Annotated in this window: 15 protein-coding genes and 1 pseudogene; 10 read left to right on the top strand and 6 right to left on the bottom strand. The window is 73.1% G+C overall.

The genetic code is table 11. The features are described 5' to 3' along the window. The first annotated feature begins 480 nt into the window (after positions 1-480). Positions 481-3,138, top strand: a complete 2,658-nt coding sequence (locus WMF45_RS19570; protein WP_437718396.1) for an efflux RND transporter permease subunit — start codon at positions 481-483, stop codon at positions 3,136-3,138. A gap of 75 nt (positions 3,139-3,213) precedes the next feature. Here WMF45_RS19570 and WMF45_RS19565 read toward each other — a convergent pair whose 3' ends face one another. Then, positions 3,214-3,690, bottom strand: a complete 477-nt coding sequence (locus tag WMF45_RS19565; protein ID WP_437718395.1) for an SRPBCC family protein — start codon at positions 3,688-3,690, stop codon at positions 3,214-3,216. A 297-nt stretch (positions 3,691-3,987) separates the two neighbouring features. Here WMF45_RS19565 and WMF45_RS19560 point away from each other — a divergent pair, with 297 nt between their 5' ends. Continuing rightward, a complete protein-coding gene (locus WMF45_RS19560; protein ID WP_437718394.1) occupies positions 3,988-4,566 on the top strand; it encodes a hypothetical protein in 579 nt (192 codons plus the stop codon). 119 nt (positions 4,567-4,685) lie between these two features. Here the strand turns inward: WMF45_RS19560 and WMF45_RS19555 are convergent, their stop codons facing one another. Then, positions 4,686-5,711, bottom strand: a complete 1,026-nt coding sequence (locus tag WMF45_RS19555) for a hypothetical protein (RefSeq protein ID WP_437718393.1) — start codon at positions 5,709-5,711, stop codon at positions 4,686-4,688. 4 nt (positions 5,712-5,715) lie between these two features. Beyond that, positions 5,716-6,705 carry a hypothetical protein gene (locus WMF45_RS19550; protein WP_437718392.1) on the bottom strand — a complete coding sequence of 330 codons (990 nt, stop codon included), beginning with the start codon at positions 6,703-6,705 and terminating at the stop codon, positions 5,716-5,718. Between the two features lie 376 nt (positions 6,706-7,081). On the opposite strand from WMF45_RS19550, the gene WMF45_RS19545 reads away from it, so the two are divergent. The 5 genes from WMF45_RS19545 (at position 7,082) to WMF45_RS19525 (ending at position 10,678) form a co-directional block, all read left to right on the top strand. Continuing rightward, positions 7,082-7,399, top strand: coding sequence for a hypothetical protein (locus tag WMF45_RS19545; RefSeq protein WP_437718391.1), 318 nt, complete (start codon positions 7,082-7,084; stop codon positions 7,397-7,399). 156 nt (positions 7,400-7,555) lie between these two features. Continuing rightward, positions 7,556-8,413 carry an MNIO family bufferin maturase gene (bufB, locus tag WMF45_RS19540; protein WP_437718390.1) on the top strand — a complete coding sequence of 286 codons (858 nt, stop codon included), beginning with the start codon at positions 7,556-7,558 and terminating at the stop codon, positions 8,411-8,413. After that, complete coding sequence (locus WMF45_RS19535; RefSeq protein WP_437718389.1) at positions 8,397-9,299, top strand: HvfC/BufC family peptide modification chaperone; 903 nt, start codon at positions 8,397-8,399, stop codon at positions 9,297-9,299. Before bufB ends, WMF45_RS19535 begins: the two co-directional genes overlap by 17 nt. A gap of 9 nt (positions 9,300-9,308) precedes the next feature. Next, positions 9,309-9,740 carry a secondary thiamine-phosphate synthase enzyme YjbQ gene (locus tag WMF45_RS19530; protein ID WP_437718388.1) on the top strand — a complete coding sequence of 144 codons (432 nt, stop codon included), beginning with the start codon at positions 9,309-9,311 and terminating at the stop codon, positions 9,738-9,740. Positions 9,741-9,928: 188 nt separating this feature from the next. Beyond that, positions 9,929-10,678: a lysophospholipid acyltransferase family protein gene (locus WMF45_RS19525; RefSeq protein WP_437718387.1), complete on the top strand. Its 750-nt coding sequence runs from the start codon at positions 9,929-9,931 to the stop codon at positions 10,676-10,678. A gap of 23 nt (positions 10,679-10,701) precedes the next feature. Here WMF45_RS19525 and WMF45_RS19520 read toward each other — a convergent pair whose 3' ends face one another. After that, positions 10,702-11,553 (bottom strand): SGNH/GDSL hydrolase family protein, encoded by an 852-nt coding sequence (locus WMF45_RS19520; RefSeq protein ID WP_437718386.1) that lies wholly within the window; start codon positions 11,551-11,553, stop codon positions 10,702-10,704. A gap of 113 nt (positions 11,554-11,666) precedes the next feature. Between WMF45_RS19520 and WMF45_RS19515 the strand changes: the two genes are divergently transcribed. Continuing rightward, complete coding sequence (locus WMF45_RS19515; protein WP_437718385.1) at positions 11,667-13,046, top strand: M50 family metallopeptidase; 1,380 nt, start codon at positions 11,667-11,669, stop codon at positions 13,044-13,046. 18 nt (positions 13,047-13,064) lie between these two features. Then, entirely contained in the window at positions 13,065-13,520 is a 456-nt protein-coding gene (gene dut / locus WMF45_RS19510) for a dUTP diphosphatase (protein WP_437718384.1), read from the top strand. A 6-nt stretch (positions 13,521-13,526) separates the two neighbouring features. On the opposite strand, the gene WMF45_RS19505 is transcribed toward dut, so the two are convergent. Together WMF45_RS19505 and WMF45_RS19500 are read right to left on the bottom strand one after the other, a co-directional pair. Further along, positions 13,527-14,435, bottom strand: coding sequence for a LysR family transcriptional regulator (locus tag WMF45_RS19505; RefSeq protein WP_437718383.1), 909 nt, complete (start codon positions 14,433-14,435; stop codon positions 13,527-13,529). Positions 14,436-15,097: 662 nt separating this feature from the next. Continuing rightward, positions 15,098-15,979: pseudogene (locus WMF45_RS19500) on the bottom strand (serine/threonine-protein kinase); the annotation flags it as partial. 223 nt (positions 15,980-16,202) lie between these two features. Here WMF45_RS19500 and WMF45_RS19495 point away from each other — a divergent pair. Next, positions 16,203-18,944 carry a phosphoenolpyruvate carboxylase gene (locus WMF45_RS19495; RefSeq protein WP_437718382.1) on the top strand — a complete coding sequence of 914 codons (2,742 nt, stop codon included), beginning with the start codon at positions 16,203-16,205 and terminating at the stop codon, positions 18,942-18,944. The last annotated feature ends 47 nt before the right edge of the window (positions 18,945-18,991 follow it).

Raw genomic sequence — 18,991 nt, 5'->3', positions numbered from 1 at the left:
TGGCCGCCGGCGACACCCTAGCTGCCTTGGCCCGTGCGCGACGCGAGCGAGGCTTCACAGGCCCCCTCCGATCGTGCGAGGCCCCCGGTAGAGGCGTCGTAGGGGAGCGGACTCGACACGGGAGGCACGCCGGGCGCCCATCCCTAGAGGCAATGACGTCGAGAGCCGGTCACGAGCTCCCTGTAGTGCCGCTTTTTCGCCCCGCGATGCGGGCGATCTCCTGACCGATCAGGCGGCGCACGAGATCGTCGTTGCGCATCCCGAACACCGCATCATGGTCAGCGGGGCCGTGGGAGCGCCCGCGGGCCCGGCGCGCCTCCGCGGCCACCTGGACCTCGGCGGCGCGCCGTCGCCGCGCCGCACACGACCGCTGTTCTCCGGGGATCCCGTTCCCTAGAACGTGGTCCACCGGCGCTTTCACCCCGGCGCTTCCACCGTCCTTCCAACGTCCCTCTCCGCCCCGGAACCACACACCGTCTCATGTCCGCTCCGCCCATGCCACCGCCTCCGGCGCCCCGCCCGTATCCTTCCCCTGATTCCTCTGATTCACACGAGAGCTCCGGTGAAGCTCCCCGCGAGCCCTCGCCCCGCCTCGCGCCGCCCTCGTCGCGCGGCGGCGGGCTCGCGTCGCGCCTGGCCGAGCTCCAGGTGAAGCGGCCGGCGCTGCCGCTGCTCGCGACCGGGATCCTCACCGTCATCGCCCTCTTCCTGGCGACGCGGCTCCATGTGCTGACCGGGTTCGAGTCGCTGCTGCCGGCGTCGCGGCCGAGCGTGCAGGAGCTCGACCGGGTCGCGGCCAAGACGGCCGGCGTCTCCACGCTCTTCGTCGTGCTCCAGGGCGGCGAGGGCACGCCCACCGCCGCGCTCCAGCGGGCCGCGGACGCGCTCGTCCCGGAGATCGAGAAGATCGGCCCCCCGTGGGTCGGCAGCGTCGAGGACGGGGTGCACGAGGCCTACCGCTTCCTCTCGCCGCGCGCCGGGCTCTACGTCGACCGCGACAGGCTCACCAAGCTCAGGGACGACATCGAGGCGCGTTACACCTACGAGGTCAACAAGGCGACGGGCGCGCTGCTCGACGACGACGAGCCGCCGCCCGAGATCAACGCCAGCTCGATCGAGCAGAGCCTCGGCCTCCAGGGGGTCGACACGGGGCGCTACCCCGACGGCTACTACCAGTCGAAGGACGGCAAGACCGTCGTCGTCGCCATCCGCTCGAAGGTGATGGCCAGCGATTTCGCCGCCGGCTCCGAGGCGATCCGGCGCGTGAGCGAGGTCGTCGAGCGCGTGCGCCCCGCCTCGTTCGAGCCCGGGATCACCTACGGCCTCGCCGGCGATCTCCAGACCGGCATCGCCGAGTACGCGGCGATCAACGAGGATCTGACCGACGTTGGCGTCTCGGGCGCGGTCCTCATCGCCGCTGTCGTGTTCCTCTACTACCTGCGCCTGCGCACGCTCGTCGCGATGCTGATCACGATCGGCATCGGCGTCGCCTGGACGTTCGGCGCCACCCAGCTCGCGCTCGGCCACCTCAACATGGCCACCGGGTTCCTCTTCTCGATCGTCGCCGGCAACGGGATCAACTTCGGGATCATCTACATGGCGCGCTACCTCGAGGCGCGCCGCGGCGGCGCGAGCCTGCTCGAGGGCGTGCGCGTCGCCCACCGCGAGACCTGGCTGCCCACGCTCACGGCCGGCTGCGCGGCCGCGGCCGCCTACGGCTCGCTGCTCGTCACCGAGTTCCGCGGGTTCCATGACTTCGGCCTCATCGGCAGCGCCGGCATGGTGCTCTGCTGGGTCGCCACGTTCGTCGCGCTGCCGAGCATCCTCGCGGTGATGGACCGGATCGTCCCCCTCGAGCAGGAGTCGCCGGGCCTCCTCGGCAGGTTGCGGCGGCGCGCTCAGGGCGGCCTCGCGTTCGGCGCGCCGTTCGCGCGGCTCGCGTCACGGAGCCCGGTCTCGCTCACGCTCGGGGGCCTCGCCCTGGCCGCGGCCGGCCTCGTCGCCACGGTGAGCTACGTGCGCGCCGATCCGATGGAGTACAACCTCCAGAACCTCCGCAACGACGAGGGGGCCCGCGCGGCGCAGATCCGCCTGAGCTCGCTCGCGGAGGAGATCACTGGCTACGTCGGCACCGACGGCATGGCGATCCTCGTGGACCGGCCCGAGCAGGTCGAGCCGCTCCGCGCCGCGCTCTACGCGAGGCGCGACGCGGCGCCCGAGGGGGCGAAGCCGTTCAAGGAGATCTACGCCCTCCAGGATCTGGTCCCGCGGGATCAGGAGGCGAAGCTCCCGCTGCTCCAGGGGATCAAGGATCGCGTCCTCAGGGCGCGTAAGCGCGGCCTCGTGGGCGACGAGGACTGGCGCCGCATCCAGGCGGTCATCCCGCCGGACGATCTCGCGCCGTTCGGGATCGACGATCTGCCGGCGGGCGTGGCGCGCGCCTTCACCGAGACCGACGGGACGCGCGGGCGCATCGTGTACATCAGCCCGATCACGCCCGAGAGCGTGCACGACGCGCACTACCTCTTCCGGTGGGCGGACGCGTACCGCGAGACGCGGCTCCCCGACGGCAGCGTGGTGCGGGGCTCGGGGCGCGCGGTCATCTACGCGGACATGTGGGCGGCGATCATCGACGACGTGCCGCCGGCGGTGCTCTTCTCGCTGGCCGCGACGGTCCTCGTCGTGCTCGTCGCCTTCCGCGGCGGCCGCCCGGCGTTCGCGGTGCTCGGCGCGCTGCTCGTCGGGGTCTCGTGGATGGCGGGGCTGCTCGTGCTGATGAACGTGAAGCTCAACTTCCTGAACTTCATCGCCTTGCCGCTGACGTTCGGCATCGGCGTCGACTACGCAGTGAACATCGTGCAGCGGTACGCGCGGGAGGGCGCCGGCGGCGCGCTGACCGCGGTGCGCGAGACGGGCGGCGCCGTGATCCTCTGCAGCCTCACGACGACGCTGGGCTACCTCGCCCTGGTCCGCTCGCAGAACTACGCGGTGCGGAGCCTGGGCGTCGCCGCGGTCATCGGCGAGCTCGCGTGCCTCTTCGCGGCCGTGCTGGTCTTGCCCGCGGCGCTCGTCTGGCGCGACCGGCGGCGCCCGAAGGGCGAGGAGGCCTTCCTCGCGGTCGGCCGCCCCACGACCTGAGGGTGTCCCGACGGACGACGGATCCGATCCGTCGCGGACCCCGGCCGCGGCGCGCGTGGAGCGAGCCGACGCGCGTCACGTGGAGCGGCGGCGCTTCGCGAAGTACTCCTTGATGGTCATGATCTCCTTCGCGCTGAGGGCCGCGATCGACGGGACGACCGCCGCCGGATCGTGGCCCGCTGCCACGCCGAACTCCCGGGGCCACTCGACGAACGTCTTGCTCGGCTCGGTCGTGATGCGGCGGAGCCGGTACGTCGCGGTGTACCCCTCGATGCCCAGGACCTGCCCGAGCAGCCGGTACGTGAGGGAGTGCTCGGCCTCGGATCGCGCGACCACCTCCTCCACGGCCCTGTCTCCCGACGGGTGGAGCGTGAACTCGAAGCGCGACGGGATCTTCTCCGCCGAGCCGCCGTCCACGTAACGGTAGTCCTTTACGCCGTCACCAAAGACGATCGGCAGGAGCGCGACGATATCGCGGAGCTCTCTCCATGCCTCCTCGATGGGCACGTCGAGCACCGCTGAATCGTAGACGTGGTATCGGGCTGCGAGCATCGATGGTCCTCCCCGCGGTGTCGCACGAGCGCGACGTCCTTCCGCGCAGCGGCCGATGCTACCAGATCGTCCCGCTCCGCCGCGGCCGCGCGCCCGCAACGGCGGCGCGCACATCCGCGCAGCAGCGGTGCGCTGGGCCTCACGACGACGCTGGGCCGCCTTCCCCTCGTCCGCGCAGGGCCGTGCCGTGGCGCGTCGCTGGCTCGAGTGCCCCGGCGGCGCAGTTGACGTGCTCAAGGACACCGATCCCTTCTGGGCGCGCTGGCTCGTCAGGGCGCGTCAGGCCGGGCTCACGCCGTGATCCATGTACCTCTCCAGCCGGAGCCGGCGCGCTTCGACGCGCTCGTCCGGCAGCCCGGCCTGCGCGCCCTCGCCGCGAACGCGGAGCACCTACCCCCAACCTGGCGGGAGTGCCTCGACGATCTCCGCGATAGCTACCGCAGCATCTGCGCCTATCTGTGCGTGATCGTTCCGCGAGGCACCGGCGCGCGCTCCGTCGATCACGCCGCGCCGAAGTCGAAGCGCCGCGAGCTCGCGTACGAGTGGAGCAACTTCCGCTTCGTGTGCTCGCTCATGAACGCGCGCAAACGCGATTTCGACGACGTCCTCGATCCGATGGAGATCCCTGATGGGTGGTTCGTCCTGGAGCTGTCGTTCCTCCAGGTGCTCCCAGCGGAAGGTCTCGACGGCGAGGTGCGCGAGCGCGTCCAGGCAACCATCGAGCGACTGAAGCTCAACGACAGAGAGTGCATCGCCGCACGGGAGCTGTATTACGTGCCGTACCTGGAGGGACGGCTGCCGCTGGAGCTGCTCCCGGAATGGAGCCCGTTCGTTGCCAGAGAGGTCGTCCGGCAGGGACTGGCCAGGCGGGAGTAAGCGCGAGCCGCCACACGGGCTCGGCGCCTCTTCTCTCACCGGCGCCGGCTCCCCCTCCCTGGCTTGCCGGAGAGCGGCATCTTCGTCGCGCGTCCAGCGGCCCCCGGCTGCGCGCGCTGTCACAACGGCGCGCGCAGATCCGAGCAGCAGCGGACGCCGGTCGAGTAGTCGAAATACGTGAAGTCGTGCGACGCGACGCGCGCCATGCACCCCTCCCGGGTCGCGCGCGCGTAGAACCCGCCGACGAACGTCCCCTCCGGATCGTCGATCCATTCGTCCAGGTTGCCGACCATGTCGGCGATCGCGTCGTCCTCCCACGCGCTCGTGCACGTCGCGGTCTCGCCCGTTCGCCGCAAGAGCGGCGCCCCGGCGACGCGCACCAGGTTGAGCCGAGGGTCGCTGTGCCCGAGCGTCACGTCGCGGTGGAGCACGCCGGCCGGGTGGTGCTCGCGGAACACGTTGCACCGCCCGTCCGCGTAGGTCGGCCCGTACGGGAACTGCTCGTCCCGCTCGCCGCGGCACGCCGTCCGCCACTCCTCGAGCGAGCAGAGCCGCTTGCCCGCGTTCCGGCACGCGAGATCCGCCTGCGCGCCGGTCGTGTAGCCCTGCGGGAGCACGCCCTTGCGCGACACCGCGCGCGGCTCGAACTCGCGCTGCTTCTGCCAGCCGGGCAGGAGCGGCAGCTCCATCCGGCGCGCCTCGTCGTCCCCGAGCTGTAGCCGCATCTTCGACCACACGCGTTCGACGGACGCGGCCGCCTGGCGCGACGGAGGATAGAACGCCGAGATCTCGAGGCCCGTCTCCTTGTCGAGAAGCACCGCCTCGTAGCGATCGACGCAGAACCGGCGCGCGACCCGCACCATCTCCGGCGGACAGCGCGGCTCCGCCGGCGGCGCGAGCGCCCTCGGCCCCGGAGGCGCCCCCACCAGCGGCGGCGCCACGTCCGACGCCCCGGCGTCCGCCGCGCTGGTTCCCGCCTCCGCCGCGCTCGGCCCCGCGTCCGCCGCGCCGCGCTCTGGCTCCGAGCGGCAGCCCGCGAGCCCCGTCCACGCGAGCGCCGCGGCGCTGACGTAAGCGAGCGCCGCTGCCGCGAGGCTGCGGCCGGCGCAGGGCCGCGTGGAGCGCTCGGCGGATCGCGCCGGCATCGGGTCAGCGGACCGCGCCGGCATACGGGTCGATGGACGCGGGCTCGCGGCAGAAGAAGCGGCGGAGCACGAGGTAGTGATGGATCGGCAGGAGCCGCGTCTCCTCCTTCATCGACAGCCCCATCCGGCTGATCTCGGCGCCCGGGAACGGCGTCTTCGGATAGCAGCGGACGATCCCGGAGAGCGCCTCGTACTCGTCGAGCAGCCCGAGCACGTGCCCCACCTCGTGGGCGAGCACGGGCAGCGACCAGCCGGCCCGCATCGCGCTGAAGTACGGCGTCCTGCCGCACGTCGGCGAGAGCGGCACCGCGAGGTCGACCCGGAGCGCCCGCGCGCGCGCCTCGTCCGCCAGCACGAAGTCGAAGTCGTAGCGCACCGGCAGCCCGAAGGCGCGCGCGTCGCGGTTCCAGTACCCCTCGGCCTCGTCCGACCAGCGCGCGAGCAGCGCGCGGATCGCGGCCGGCGTCGCCCTCGCCGTGAACACGCCGGACCCCGGGCAAGCGTCCGTCGAGCCCGAGCGCGCGTACGGCGTCCCGCGGCACGCGATCGCTCCCCCGAGCCGGGCGGAGAGCCCGCAGTCGGGCAGCTCGATCCAGCCCGCGCCCTCCGGCGGGTCGACCGCGATCCGCACGTCGACCTCCCAGGCGCCGCCGCGCCGCCGCACGAGGTAGCTCATCGGGCCGAAGAAGAGGCCGTAATGCGGCATCACCCCGGCGATCCGCCGCTCCCCCTCGGGCACGTCGCCGCGCGCCCCGGAAAAGACGCGGCGCGGAGCCGGCTGGCACAGGTACGCGTCCTTCGCGATCGCGTCGGCCAGGATGTCCCGGAACGTCGCTTCCCGCCCTTCGAGGATCGCCCCGCTCATCGCCTCGAGCTCGGCGGCGATCGCCTCGACCGGGATCTCGCGCCCGGAGGCCGCATCACCCGCCGCGCCGCCCCCCGCGCGCGGAGCCCCCCCGCAGCCGGACGCCCCCAGCGAGAGCGCCGCGAGCACGGGGAGCGCCCCGCGGCGCGGGTGGACGAGGACGCGCCACGGCGCCGGCGCGCCGCGCTGGACGCTTTGTCTTGCGCCTACCGTCCGAAGCGAGTTACGTCGTGCATGGAACGCTGCACGCTGGCCGCGCGCCCCAGCCACAGAGGCTACGCCGCCGGACGCCGTGCACGCAGGGGGGGCTCGCGTGGGCGTGGAGGTCAACCCCGCTCACTTACGGGGAGTTGAATGAAGAATCAACGCGTCCGAAGTGAAACCGTGGAACCGGCCGGACGTAGTGACGCGTAGCCGATGGGCTCAGCGCGGTCGAGAGGCCGGCGAGACCCGACGGGCTCCAGCGTGCGGGCGCGCCATTCGGGCGAGGCGCGCGGTGGGCTCGGTGATCGCGACGAAGACGAGCGTGGAGGATCAGATGACGATCGACATGGGCAAGACGTTGGCGTTGACGGCGGTGTCGGGCATGGTGGCGGGCCTCGCGGGCTGCGCCTCGGCGCCTCCGCCCGCGCCCGAGACGGGCGCCGCCCCCGCGGCCGATGCGCCTCCGGCCGCGGCGCCGGAGAACGCCGCCAAGGCGTGCTGTGCCGGCAAGAACGAGTGCAAGGGCAAGGGCGGCTGCAAGAGCGACAGCCACGCGTGCGCCGGCCAGAACGAGTGCAAGGGCAAGGGCGGCTGCAAGCCGGCCGACTGCTCGTCGTAGGTTCGGCGCGCCCCGCCCGACGGATCTAGGTGGATCCACGTGGATCCGCCAGATCCGCCGGGCCGTCGGGCCATGCCACGCGGAACCGCCGGATCCGCTGGATCGCGAGGCGCCGCGGCGCACCCCTCCACCCCTGAGCAAGGCTCGCGGTGAACCATGGTGAACCTCGAACGGATGCGGCTGGGACTCCCCGACCTCGGCGTCGGCGTCGGGCTGCGCATCCCGCACTACCGGCACATCTTCGAGCACCGGCCCCGGGTCGACTGGTTCGAGATCATCAGCGAGAACTTCATGGTCGACGGCGGCATGCCGATCGCCAACCTCGAGCGCGTCCTCTCGAGCTACCGCCTCGTCCAGCACGGCGTCTCGCTGTCGATCGGCAGCACGGATCCGCTCGATTTCGACTACCTGCGCCGGCTGAAGGCGCTGCTGGCCAGGGTGGGCTCGCCCTGGGTGAGCGATCATCTCTGCTGGACGGGCGCGCACGGGATCAACCTGCACGACCTGCTCCCCTTGCCGTACACCGAAGAGGCCGTGCGGCACGTCGCGGCGCGGGCGCGGGTGGTGCAGGACTTCCTCGAGGTCCGGCTCGCGCTCGAGAACGTGTCGAGCTACCTGACCTTCACGGCCAGCCGGATGAGCGAGTGGGAGTTCCTCTCGGCGGTCGCGGAGGAGGCCGACTGCGGCATCCTGCTCGACGTCAACAATGTCTACGTCTCCTCGTACAACCACGGCTTCGATCCGGAGACCTACATCGACGGCGTGCCGCACCACCGGATCGTGCAGTTTCACCTCGCCGGCCACGCGCACCAGGGCGCGTACATCCTCGACACCCACAGCGATCACGTGGTCGACGCCGTGTGGGCGCTCTACCGGCGCGCGGTCGCCCGCGCCGGCGACGTCTCGACGCTGATCGAGTGGGACGACGACATCCCCTCGTTCGAGGTCCTCGCCGCCGAGGCGGAGAAGGCGCGGGCGATCCGCGAGGAGGTGGCGCGTGCGCGCGCCGCCTGACCCCGCGCCCCCGGCCGGCCTCGCCGCCCTGATGCGCCAGCTCACCCGCATGTTCACGGCCGGCGCGCCGCTCCCGGATGACGCCGAGCTCGCCGGCCTGTGCCGCGAGCACGTCGCCGGGAGCGAGCGGCTCGCGCCCGCCGAGCAGGCCGACATCTACAGGCGGCAGTTCTGGCTGCGGCACAGGGACGCGCTCCTCGAGGACTACCCCGCGCTGGCGCACGTCCTCGGCGACGACGGCTTCGACGCGTTCGCGAGGGCCTACCTCGCGGCGCACCCGCCCGCGAGCTTCACGCTGCGCGACCTCGGGCGAGACGTCGCCGATTTCGCGGCCGCGCACGAGGGGTTCCCCCCTGCCCTGCGGGATCTCGCGCGCGACGTGGCGCGGTACGAGCACGCCCTCGTCGATCTGTTCGACGGCGCCTCGCCCCCTCCGCTCGATCCGGCGAAGGTGACGGGCATGCCGGCGGACGGCTGGTCCACCGCCAGGATCGTCCTTCACCCGCTGCTCGCGCTGGTGCGGCTCGGCCACCCGGCGCACGTCCTCCGGAGCGAGCTCAAGCAGGGTCGGTCGCCCGCGCCGCCCGCGCCCCGCCCCGTCCACCTCGCCGTGTTCCGCGGCGCCGATCTCACGATCCGCTTCGAGGAGCTCGAGCCGCCGGCGTTCGCCCTCCTCGAGGCGCTCGGGCGGGGCGTACCGCTCGTCCCGGCGTGCGAGGAGGTCGCGGCCGGAGCCCACGGAGCGGAGGCCTCCAGCGAGGCGACGGGCGGCGGCGAGTTGACGGGCGCGGCGCTGGCCGAGCGCGTCGGCGTGTGGTTCCAGCGATGGACGAGCTGGGGGCTCATCGTCGACGTCGCGCCGGGCGCCCGCGCTGAAGGCGGCTAAGATGGCGCGGTGACCACCATCGTCCAGCGCACGCTCGAGATCCGCACGAACGGCCGGGGTTTCGTCGATATCACGCGCGAGGTCGCGCGCATCGTCGCCGGCGCGGGCGTCGATGTCGGGCTCTGCGCCGTGTTCCTGCAGCACACGTCCGCGAGCCTCATCATCCAGGAAAACGCCGATCCGGCCGTCCTGCGCGACCTGGAGCGCTGGATGTCGCGCCTCGCCCCGGAGGGCCGCGAGTACGAGCACGACGACGAGGGCCCCGACGACATGCCGGGCCACCTCAGGAGCGCCATCACCCGCTCGAGCGAGGTGATCCCGATCTCCGGCGGCCGCCTCGCGCTCGGGACCTGGCAAGCCCTGTATGTCTGGGAGCACCGTAGTTCTCCCCACGCGCGCCGTGTGGTAGTGACCGTGACCGGCACCACAGCCGGGGGTTGAGTGGTATACTTTGCGGCGTTCGCGTACGGACGAGCAGTGGACGAGTGCTGGATGAGCGCTGCATGAGCACTGGATGAGCTCGGCGCCCCTCGGGGGTTGCCTGCCCGCCGCGTAAGGCAGGGCCTGCCCGGTCGCCAGCGCGCCACGCGATCCCCTCACCTTTCAGCGGAATCAGCGGGAAGAGAGCGATGAGCCTTCAGACGACGTTCATGGGAATCTTCGACACTGCCCGGATCTGCTTTCCGACCGTGGTGGACGCGATGATCGGGCGTGTGACCCTCGAGCGCTGCGATGAGCGGCTGGACTGGTGGGCGCGCAAGGTGCTCGAGGACGCGGACGTGGATCTGGTGGTGCGCGGGCGCGAGAACGCCGCGGGCGCGCGGCCGTTCGTCGTGATGTCGAACCACCAGAGCCTCTTCGACATCCCGGTGGTGTTCCGCGCGATCCCCGGGCGGCTCCGGATGATCGCCAAGAAGGAGCTGTTCAACGTGCCGATCTTCGGCCAGGCGATGAAGGCGGCCGGGTTCATCCGGATCAACCGGAGCGACCACGTCCAGGCCAGCGCGAGCCTGCAGGTCGGCGCGTCCATGCTGCAGGACGGGACCCGGGTCTGGATCGCGCCGGAGGGGACGCGGAGCAAGACCGGCGCGCTCCTCCCGTTCAAGAGCGGCGGTTTCCGGATGGCGATCGAGACCAACACGCCCATCCTCCCGGTGGCGATCGACGGCACGCGGCACGTGCTCCGGGCGAAGGATTTCGTTGTGCAGGAGCACCACCGGGTGGTGGTCACGATCATGCCGCCGATCGATCCTGCGCCCTACGGCGCCGGGGGCCGCAACCGGCTGATGCGCGACGTGAGGGCGGCGATCGCTGGGGCGCTCGGCCACGATCCTGGGCTGATCCACCGCGGCGCGGGCGTCGCGACGTCGGCGGCGTAGGGCGCCGGCCGGTCAGCTCGGAATCACTCCGCCCGCCGCTCGGACGCCTGCTCGCCTCGCTGGGCCGCGCTCTCCGGGGCCTCCGCCTGGGAGCGGTGCTCCTCCGGCGGAGACGGCCGGAGCGCCCAGGGGCTGCGCGCCGGCGCCGCCTCGCCGGCCGGAAGGTGCTCCGCCGTGAGCCAGCCCCAGAAGGCCTCGGCCCAGCGCGCGCCCCCCACCTCGTTCGGGTGGATCTTGTCCTTCTGGCGCGGAAGAGGGCCCGGCACCAGCGCGTCGGAGTCGAAGAAGCGGCACGGGGCCGAGTTCGTCCGGATCACGTCGATGATGCCGGTGTCCTTGCGCCAGAGCGGCGGCGACACCCACACGCACGGGCGGCCGCCGATCGCCTTGACGATGCGGCGGATCGCGCCGGCGTGGGCCGGCGGGTTGACGTTCTCCACCTCGTTGGCGCCCAGGCTGATGATCACGAGGTCCGGCTGGTAGTTGGCGACCAGGAGCTCCATCCTGGAGGCCCACGTCACCGTGTACGAGCTGGTCTCCGCCTTCACCGCGTAGCGCACGCGGTGCTCCTGCATCCTCGGGCGGAGCGCCTGCGCGAAGCCCGCCACCGCGAACGAGTCGCCGACGTGGAGGACCGCTGTGTTGGGTGGAACCTCGAACGCGGGCGGCGCGGCGGCCGTCGGCGCGGCAGCGGCCTCGGCCGGCGCGGAGGCCTCGGGCGGGCGGGCGGCGGCCGGCGCGGAGGCCTCCGATGGCAGCGCGGGCGTCGGCACGGCCCCGGGGGATGGCGCGGGCGCCGGTGCGGCGCCGCACGCGATGCCCGCCGCGGCAACCCCGGCGAGCGCCCATCTCCTGACCCGGATCTCCCTACCCATGCTCGCTCCCGGCGCCGCGTCCGCGCGGCCGCGTGCGCGGCGCGCACTCTACGGCCGGCCGCGTCTGCACGGCAATCATTGAGCGAACGGCCCGCACGGCTTATTACATGCGCATGAGCTTCCGTCTGTTTGGAGTCTCGGTCGACGTCCAGCTCGGTTTCTGGCTCTCCGCCGCCCTGCTCGGGTACGGGATCGTGGCCAGTCAGCAGTACCGGCTGTTCCTCGTCTGGATCCTCGTGGTCTTCCTGTCGGTCCTGATGCACGAGTTCGGCCACGCGCTCGCCATCAAGCGGTACCGGATCGAGCCGGAGATCACGCTCCACTTCATGGGCGGGACCACGACCTGGCGCTCGCTCCTGCCCCTCGGACGGCTCCAGCACGTGCTGATCAGCCTGGCAGGCCCGTTCGCCGGCTTCCTCGTCGCCGGGGTCCTTCACCTCGTGCTCAGCTATGTCCCGGCGCTCTACGCCCTGCCGACCCTGTTGCTGAACGGGATGGAGATGCTCATCAAGGTCAACGTGTGGTGGGGCCTCCTCAACCTGATCCCCGTGCTCCCGTTCGACGGCGGCCACGTCCTCGAGCACGCGCTCGGCCCGCGGCGGGCCCGGCTGACGGCGGCCATCTCGGGCATCTTCGCCGTGCTCCTCGCCATCTTCTTCCTGAGGGCGGGGTTCTTCTTCTTCTCCTTCATCCTCGTCATGTCCGCGTTCCAGAGCCTGCAGCGGTTTCGCAGCGAGCCGGCGGCGCCATCGCCGTCCATGAACCGCCGGCGAGCGGAGTTTCAGGAGGAGCCGATGCCGCCCGAGACGGCTGTCCTGCTCCAGCGGGCGCGCCGGGCCGTCGAGGACGAGCGGACGGGCGAGGCGATGGCGCTCTCGGCGGAGGTGCTCGCGCAGTCGCCGGCGCCGCCGAAGCGCGCGCTCCGCGAGGCGCACGAGCTCATCGGCTGGTCGCACCTGCTCCTCGGCGATGCGAAGCGCGCGGGGGAAGCGCTCGCGCAGGCGCGCAAGCAGGGCGAGCCGGACCCGGCGCTGGTCGGGGCGGTGCACCTCGCGCTCGGGGAGCTGAAGCAGGCGCGGAAGGTGCTCGAGGCGGCCCGGGAGGCCGGCGACGACCGGAAGGAGGTCGCGGGCCCGCTGATCCGGGTGCTCGTGGAGCAGGGCGATGTGGCGCGGGCCGCGGCCGTGGCGCTGGACATCGTGGAGCAGCTCTCGGAGGACGACGCGCGGCGGATGGCGGAGATCGCGTTCGAGCGCGGCGCGTTCGACTGGTCGGCGCGGCTCTACGAGGCGATCTTCCGCCGCGCGGGCCTCGGCCAGGACGCGTACGACGCGGCGCGCGCGAGCGCCAAGGACGGGAACCTCGAGGGGGCGCTCGATCTGCTCCGGCGCGCGGTGGAGGCCGGGTTCTCGGATCGGGCGCGCGCGTGGTCGGACTCGGCGCTCGAGGCGCTCCGGGGCTCGGCGCTCGAGGCGGTGCTGCCGCGCCCGTGACCGGCTAGGCTGCGCCGCGTGCGCATCCAGGTGCCTTTCCTTCGCGTGGGGCCGATCGAGGTCCCTCCCCCCGCCTACCAGTCCGAGGGAGCCGTCGGGCTCGATCTCTGCGCGGCCATCGAGGCGCCGGTGACGCTGGCGCCCGGGGAGCGGAAGCTCGTGCCCACGGGCTACGCGGTCGCCCTCCCCGACGGCCACGAGGGGCAGGTGCGGCCGCGCTCGGGGCTCGCGCTGCACCACGGCGTTACCGTGCTGAACAGCCCCGGGACGATCGATCCGGACTACCGCGGGGAGATCAAGGTCGTGCTGATCAACCTCGGCGCGGCGCCGTTCACGGTGCACCGCGGCGATCGGATCGCCCAGCTCGTGATCTGCCCGGTCGCCCTGGCCGACGTCGTCCTGGTCCCCGCGCTCGCGCCGACGGCGCGCGGCGCGGGCGGCTACGGATCGACCGGCGTGCGGCGCGAGGAGTGACAGCGCTCACGGCGACCTGAGCTCGTCGATCAGGAAGCTCCACACGGCAGCGACGCGGGGGACGTCGCGCAGGGCGCGGTGGCCGACGAGCCAGAGATCGTCCGTGGGCCACTCCGCCGCGCTCGGCTCGAGCGCGCTCGCGAACCTCAGCGGCACGAGGGCATGCACCTCCAGGTACGGCTCGGGGACCAGCACGGCGCCGAGCCCGATCTCCGCGGCGGTGAGCTGCGAGACGAAGAAGCTCGTGCGCAGGGCGATCTCCGCCCCGGGGGCGTGGCGCGCGAGCCAGCGCGCCGCCGGGAAGCTGGTGAGGTCGCGATCCCAGGCGATCCACGGCACGGCGTCCCACGCCTCGACGGGCCCGGCGTCCTCCACGAGCTGCTCCGAGGCGGCGGCGACCCAGCGGGCCGACGCGAGCTTCGTCACGACGAGGTCGGCGCCCTCCGGCCGGATCGAGCGGAGGGCGAGGTCCGCCTCGTGCCGGGTGAGATCGAGCACGCGGACGGACGCGTCGAGCTCGACGCGGATCTTGGGGTGGCGGGCGCGGAGGCGCGGGAGCCTCCGGACCACGAACGAGTCGGCGAAGCCCGGCGCGACGCTGAGGCGGACGACGCCCTCGGCGTCGGCCTCGGCGCCCGAGGCGTCGCGCGCGAGGCGCCGGTGCGCGGCCTCCATCGCCTCGGCGGCGGGCAGGACGAGCTCGGCGACGCGGGTGGGGACGAGGCCGTCGCGGGTGCGGTCGAAGAGGCGCGCGCCGAGCGACGCCTCGAGCGCCGTCAAGCGGCGGCTGACGGTGGACGTGTCGAGGCCGAGGCGCGCGCCTGCCTGGCCCAGGCTCCCGTGCCGATGGATGGCGAGGAAGACGCGGACGTCGTCCCACCGCGTGTCGCCCAGGTCCTGCGGCTTCGCGGGCATGGGCTGCGCTAGCGGTCCGACGAGAACAGCCGGAACACCGCGATCCCGATGCCCAGGACCACGAGGCCCACCGCGACGTGGAAGAGCCCGATCGGGCCCACGCCGCCGATGGGGCCCACGCCGATGCGCTGGCCGCCGAAGAGCAGCGAGGCGGCCGCGAGATCGAGGAGGGTGATGACGACGCCCGCGCCGGCGAGCCGCACCGGCAACGCGAACATCGCCATGAGCTCCCCGGTGCTCAGGCTGGGGCGCGCGGGCGAGCGCTCCACCATCGGGGGCGGCATCCTCGACGGCGCATAGGACGGCCGCGCGAAGGGCGCGGGCGCGGGAGGAGACCAGTCGAGCGCGAGCGGCACCACCGGCTCGGTGGGGAGGCTGTGCGGCGGCAAGCGGCCGCCGCCGCGCTCCGGCAGGTGGAGCTCCCGGGCCGTCGCCTCCGCGAACGCCGCCGGCGCCGCGAGGGCGGTGCCCTGGAGGAGATCCTGCGACCGCGTCGATCCCGGCGACGAGGGCGATGCGGGCAACACCGAGGAGCGGACGCGGGCGGCGGCCGACGCCTGGCTCCGGCTGGGCACCGCGATCGGCGGAGCGCTCCGCGGCAGCCCGAGGGCCTGCTCGACCTCGTCCCAGAACGCCCCGATGTCCCGGAAGCGCTCGCGCGGATCCACGGCCAGCGCCCGCCGGAAGGCGGCCTCCAGCGCGTCGGGCACGAAGATGCCCTCGCTCCTCGGGGTGGGGCGGCGCTTCTCGTCGAGCACCGTGCCCATCATCGCGACGTGATCTCCGCCGATGATCTCGCGGCCGGCGAGCGCCTCGACGACGGTCACGGCGAGCCCCCAGACGTCGGTCCAGGGGCCCGTCTTGCCGAAGCGCTTCGGCGCCCACTGCTCGGGCGCCCCGTAGGCGGGCGTGAACGCCGTCGAGAGGCCGCCCGACGTGGTGGCGGTCTGGCCGGCCATGACCGTCGCGGCGTCGCGGGCGCGGGCGATCCCGAAGTCAAGGATCTTGACGACCTCCGCGCCGTGGATCTGGGCGAGGAAGATGTTCGCCGGCTTGAGATCGCGGTGCACCACGCACGTGGGGCCGCTCGGCCCGGGGAAATGGTGCGCCGCCTCGAGCGCGCGCGCGACAGGCGCGAGCAGCCGGATCACCTCCCCCGGCGCGAGCTGCGGCGCTCCTATCGCCGCGCGGGAGGCGATGTGGCTCGCGAGCGTGCGGCCCTCGAGCCACTCCAGCGCGATGAACGGCACGAAGGCGCCGCTCGCGGCCGAGATCACGTCGTGGTGCAGCGGCCTCACGACAGCAGGGATCGCGGCCGACAGGCGGAACAGCAGTTCCGCTTCCTCACGAAATTTTTCAAGAAACTGCACGCGCAGCTGCTCGGGCAGCGTCGCCGGGACCTTGAGGCACTTCAGCGCGACCGGCGCTCGAAAAGCCTCGTGGTATGCCCGATAGACGACGCCGAACCCACCTTCGGCGACGACCCGCTCTACCTTGAACGCCCCCTGGGTCGTGCCGACGATCCCGAACACATCATCGGCCATCTGCCGGAGGGTACACGAGCTCGACGAGGCTTCGAAAGGGCGCGGATGAACGGGCGATGCACGGACCGTGCTCGCACCCCCGCCCACCCGCCCAGGCCCCGAGGCGCGTCACCCCCCCCCGTGCCACCCCCCCCGGCGCCGCCTAACCCCCGGCGTCACCGACCGTCCGCCCAGGCCACACTCGGTGGTCCGTTTTACGCCGCATCGCGCTACGCTGGCGCCCATGCCGCCCCGCCGCCGCGAGGTCGATCGACCTCTTCGCAAAGAAGTTCGTCTGCTTGGACGCCTGCTCGGGGAAGTGTTGATCGAGCAGGAGGGAGAAGAGCTCTTCGCCATCGAGGAGCGCATCCGCACGCTCGCCATCCGCCGGCGGCGCGGCCCCAGTGACGGCCGCGCGCACGCGGCCGCGGAGCTCAGCAAGCTGCTCGCGGAGCTGCCCCACGATCGCCTCGAGCCCGTCATCCGCGCGTTCACCGTCTACTTCCGGCTCGTCAACCTCGCGGAGCAGCACCACCGCATCCGCCGCGCGCGCGCATACGCGACGGATCCCGGCGCGCGGCCGCAGCGCGGCTCGCTCGAGGCCGCGATGCATACGCTCAAGAAGGCCGGCGTGCCCGCGGAGCGCGTGCGGGCCGCGCTCAGGACGCTCGACGTCACGCTCACCTTCACCGCGCACCCGACCGAAGCGGCGCGGCGCACCGTCCTCGAGAAGCTCTACCGCATCGCGAAGAACCTCGAGCAGCACGATCGCTGCCAGCTGACGCCCGACGAGTCGGCGAGCAAGCTCGCCGAGATCCGCGAGGAGATCACCGCGCTCTGGCAGACCGACGAGGTGCGCCGCGATCGCCCCACCGTCGGCGACGAGGTGAAGAACGTCGCCTGGTACATCGAGGAGATCCTCTGGGATCTGCTCCCCGATCTGCCCGCGGCGATCGGGCGCGCGTTCGAGGCCGCGTACGGCGAGCCCCTGGACGCCGAGATCGTGCCGCTCCGGATCCACTCGTGGGTCGGCGCCGACATGGATGGCAACCCGTTCGTCGTGCCCGCCGTGCTCGAGGACGCGCTGTTCGCCTACCGCATCCGCGGGCTGCGCCGGCTCATCCGGGCGGCGCGCGACCTCGGCGGCGCGCTGTCGCAGTCGGTCCGGCACGTCACGCCGCCGCCCTGGCTGCTCGCCTCGATCGAGGAGGACGCCGCGGCGATGCCCGAGGTGTCCGCGCACTTCGGCCCGCGCACCGAGGGCGAGCCGTGGCGCCGCAAGCTGCACTTCATCGAGGCGCGCCTCACCGCGACGCTCGAGCACGCGGAGAACGGCCGCGCGGAGGCGCGCGCGCGCTCCGGGCAGGGCCCCACGCGCGAGGGGCGCGCCTTCGTGCGCCCCGAGGAGCCCACGCTCGCGGTCCCCTACCGCGAGCCCGCGGAGCTCGAGCGCGATCTCGCCGTCGTCGCCGACAGCCTGCGCGCCGCGCGCTGCGCGAGCTCCGGCGAGCGGCGCGCCCGCGGGCTGCTCTCGCAGGTCCGCGCGCTCGGGTTCGCGCTCGCGGAGCTCGAGATGCGCGCGCCGGCCGAGGACGCGCGCGCTGCGGCCGCCTGCCTCGCGGAGGGCCGCGTCGAGCCGGCGCAGATGACGCCCGAGGCGCGCCGCGTGTTCGAGGCGCTCCAGCGCATCGCCGCGGCGCAGCGCGACGGCGGCGAGTCGTCCTGCCGCACCCTCATCCTGTCGATGACCCAGAGCGAGCACGACGTGCTCGCCGCGCTCTCGAGCGCGAAGGCCGCCGGGCTGTGGGACGAGGCGCGCTCGTGCGCGCGGATCGACGTCGTCCCGCTGTTCGAGTCGCTCGGCGCGCTGAACGACAGCGCGAGGATCCTGCGCGCGCTGCTCGCGCACCCCGAGTACCGGCCGCACGTCCTCGCCCGCGGCGTGCAGGAGGTGATGATCGGCTACAGCGACTCCGGCAAGGAGGTCGGCCTGCTCGCGGCGAGCGCGGCGCTCCGGCGCGTGCAGGAGACGCTGCCGAAGATCGCCGCGGAGGCGGAGCTGCCGCTCCGCGTCTTCCACGGCCGCGGCGAGTCGGTGGCGCGCGGCGGCGGACCGGCGCACCAGGCGCTGCTCGCCCTGCCGGCCGGCAGCGTCGGCGGCCGCTACAAGGCGACCGAGCAGGGAGAGGCGCTCGATCACAAATACGCGCGCCCCGAGCTCGCGATGCGCACGCTGGAGATCATGCTGAGCGGCGTGCTCTTGCACACGCTGGGCGCGCAGCCGCGGCCGCCCGCCGCGTCCGAGCTGCGCTTCGCCGCGGCGTTCGACGAGCTCGCCGAGACGGGCCGGCGCGCCTACCGCGCGCTCGTCTGGGAGGAGCCCAAGTTCGTGGAGTTCTTCACGGCCGTGACCCCGATCGACGAGATCGCGCGCCTGCCGCTCGGCTCGCGCCCGAGCAAGCGGCGCGCGGGCGGCCTGGAGTCGCTGCGCGCGATCCCGTGGGTCTTCGCGTGGACCCAGAACCGGGCCATCCTCCCGGGGTGGTACGGCGTCGGCAGCGGCCTGGAGGCGATGGGCCAGCGCCCCGAGGGCGCGGAGCTGCTGAAGGAGATGATGGCGTCGTGGCCGTTCTTCCGGGCGGTCATCGACAACGTCGAGATGGTGCTCGCGAAGGCCGACATGACGATCTTCGCGGGCTACGCGGAGCTCGCGCCGGCCGCCGCGCGCAAGGCGGTCGCGCCGCGGATCATCGCGGAATACAAGCGGACGCGGTCGTGGCTCAAGCGGCTCACGGGCAACCGGCGGCTGCTCGAGGGCAACCCGACGCTCCAGCGGTCCATCTCGCTGCGCAATCCTTACGTCGACCCCCTTTCATTCCTGCAAGTCGAGCTCCTGCGGGCGAGCCGCGGCGGGGACTCGGGGCGCGATCGATCGCTCCTGCTCACGCTGAACGGCATCGCCGCCGGCATGCGCAACACGGGGTGAACGGCGCGCGCTCGACGCCACGCGCTCGCGCGGCGTCGAGCGAGCGC

It is taken from the genome of Sorangium sp. So ce448, from assembly GCF_051520915.1.
GTDB classification, from domain to species: Bacteria; Myxococcota_A; Polyangia; order Polyangiales; family Polyangiaceae; genus Sorangium; species Sorangium cellulosum_B.
The sequence above is the reverse complement of the archived record's forward strand: the minus strand, read 5'-3'. Positions and strand labels throughout refer to the sequence as shown.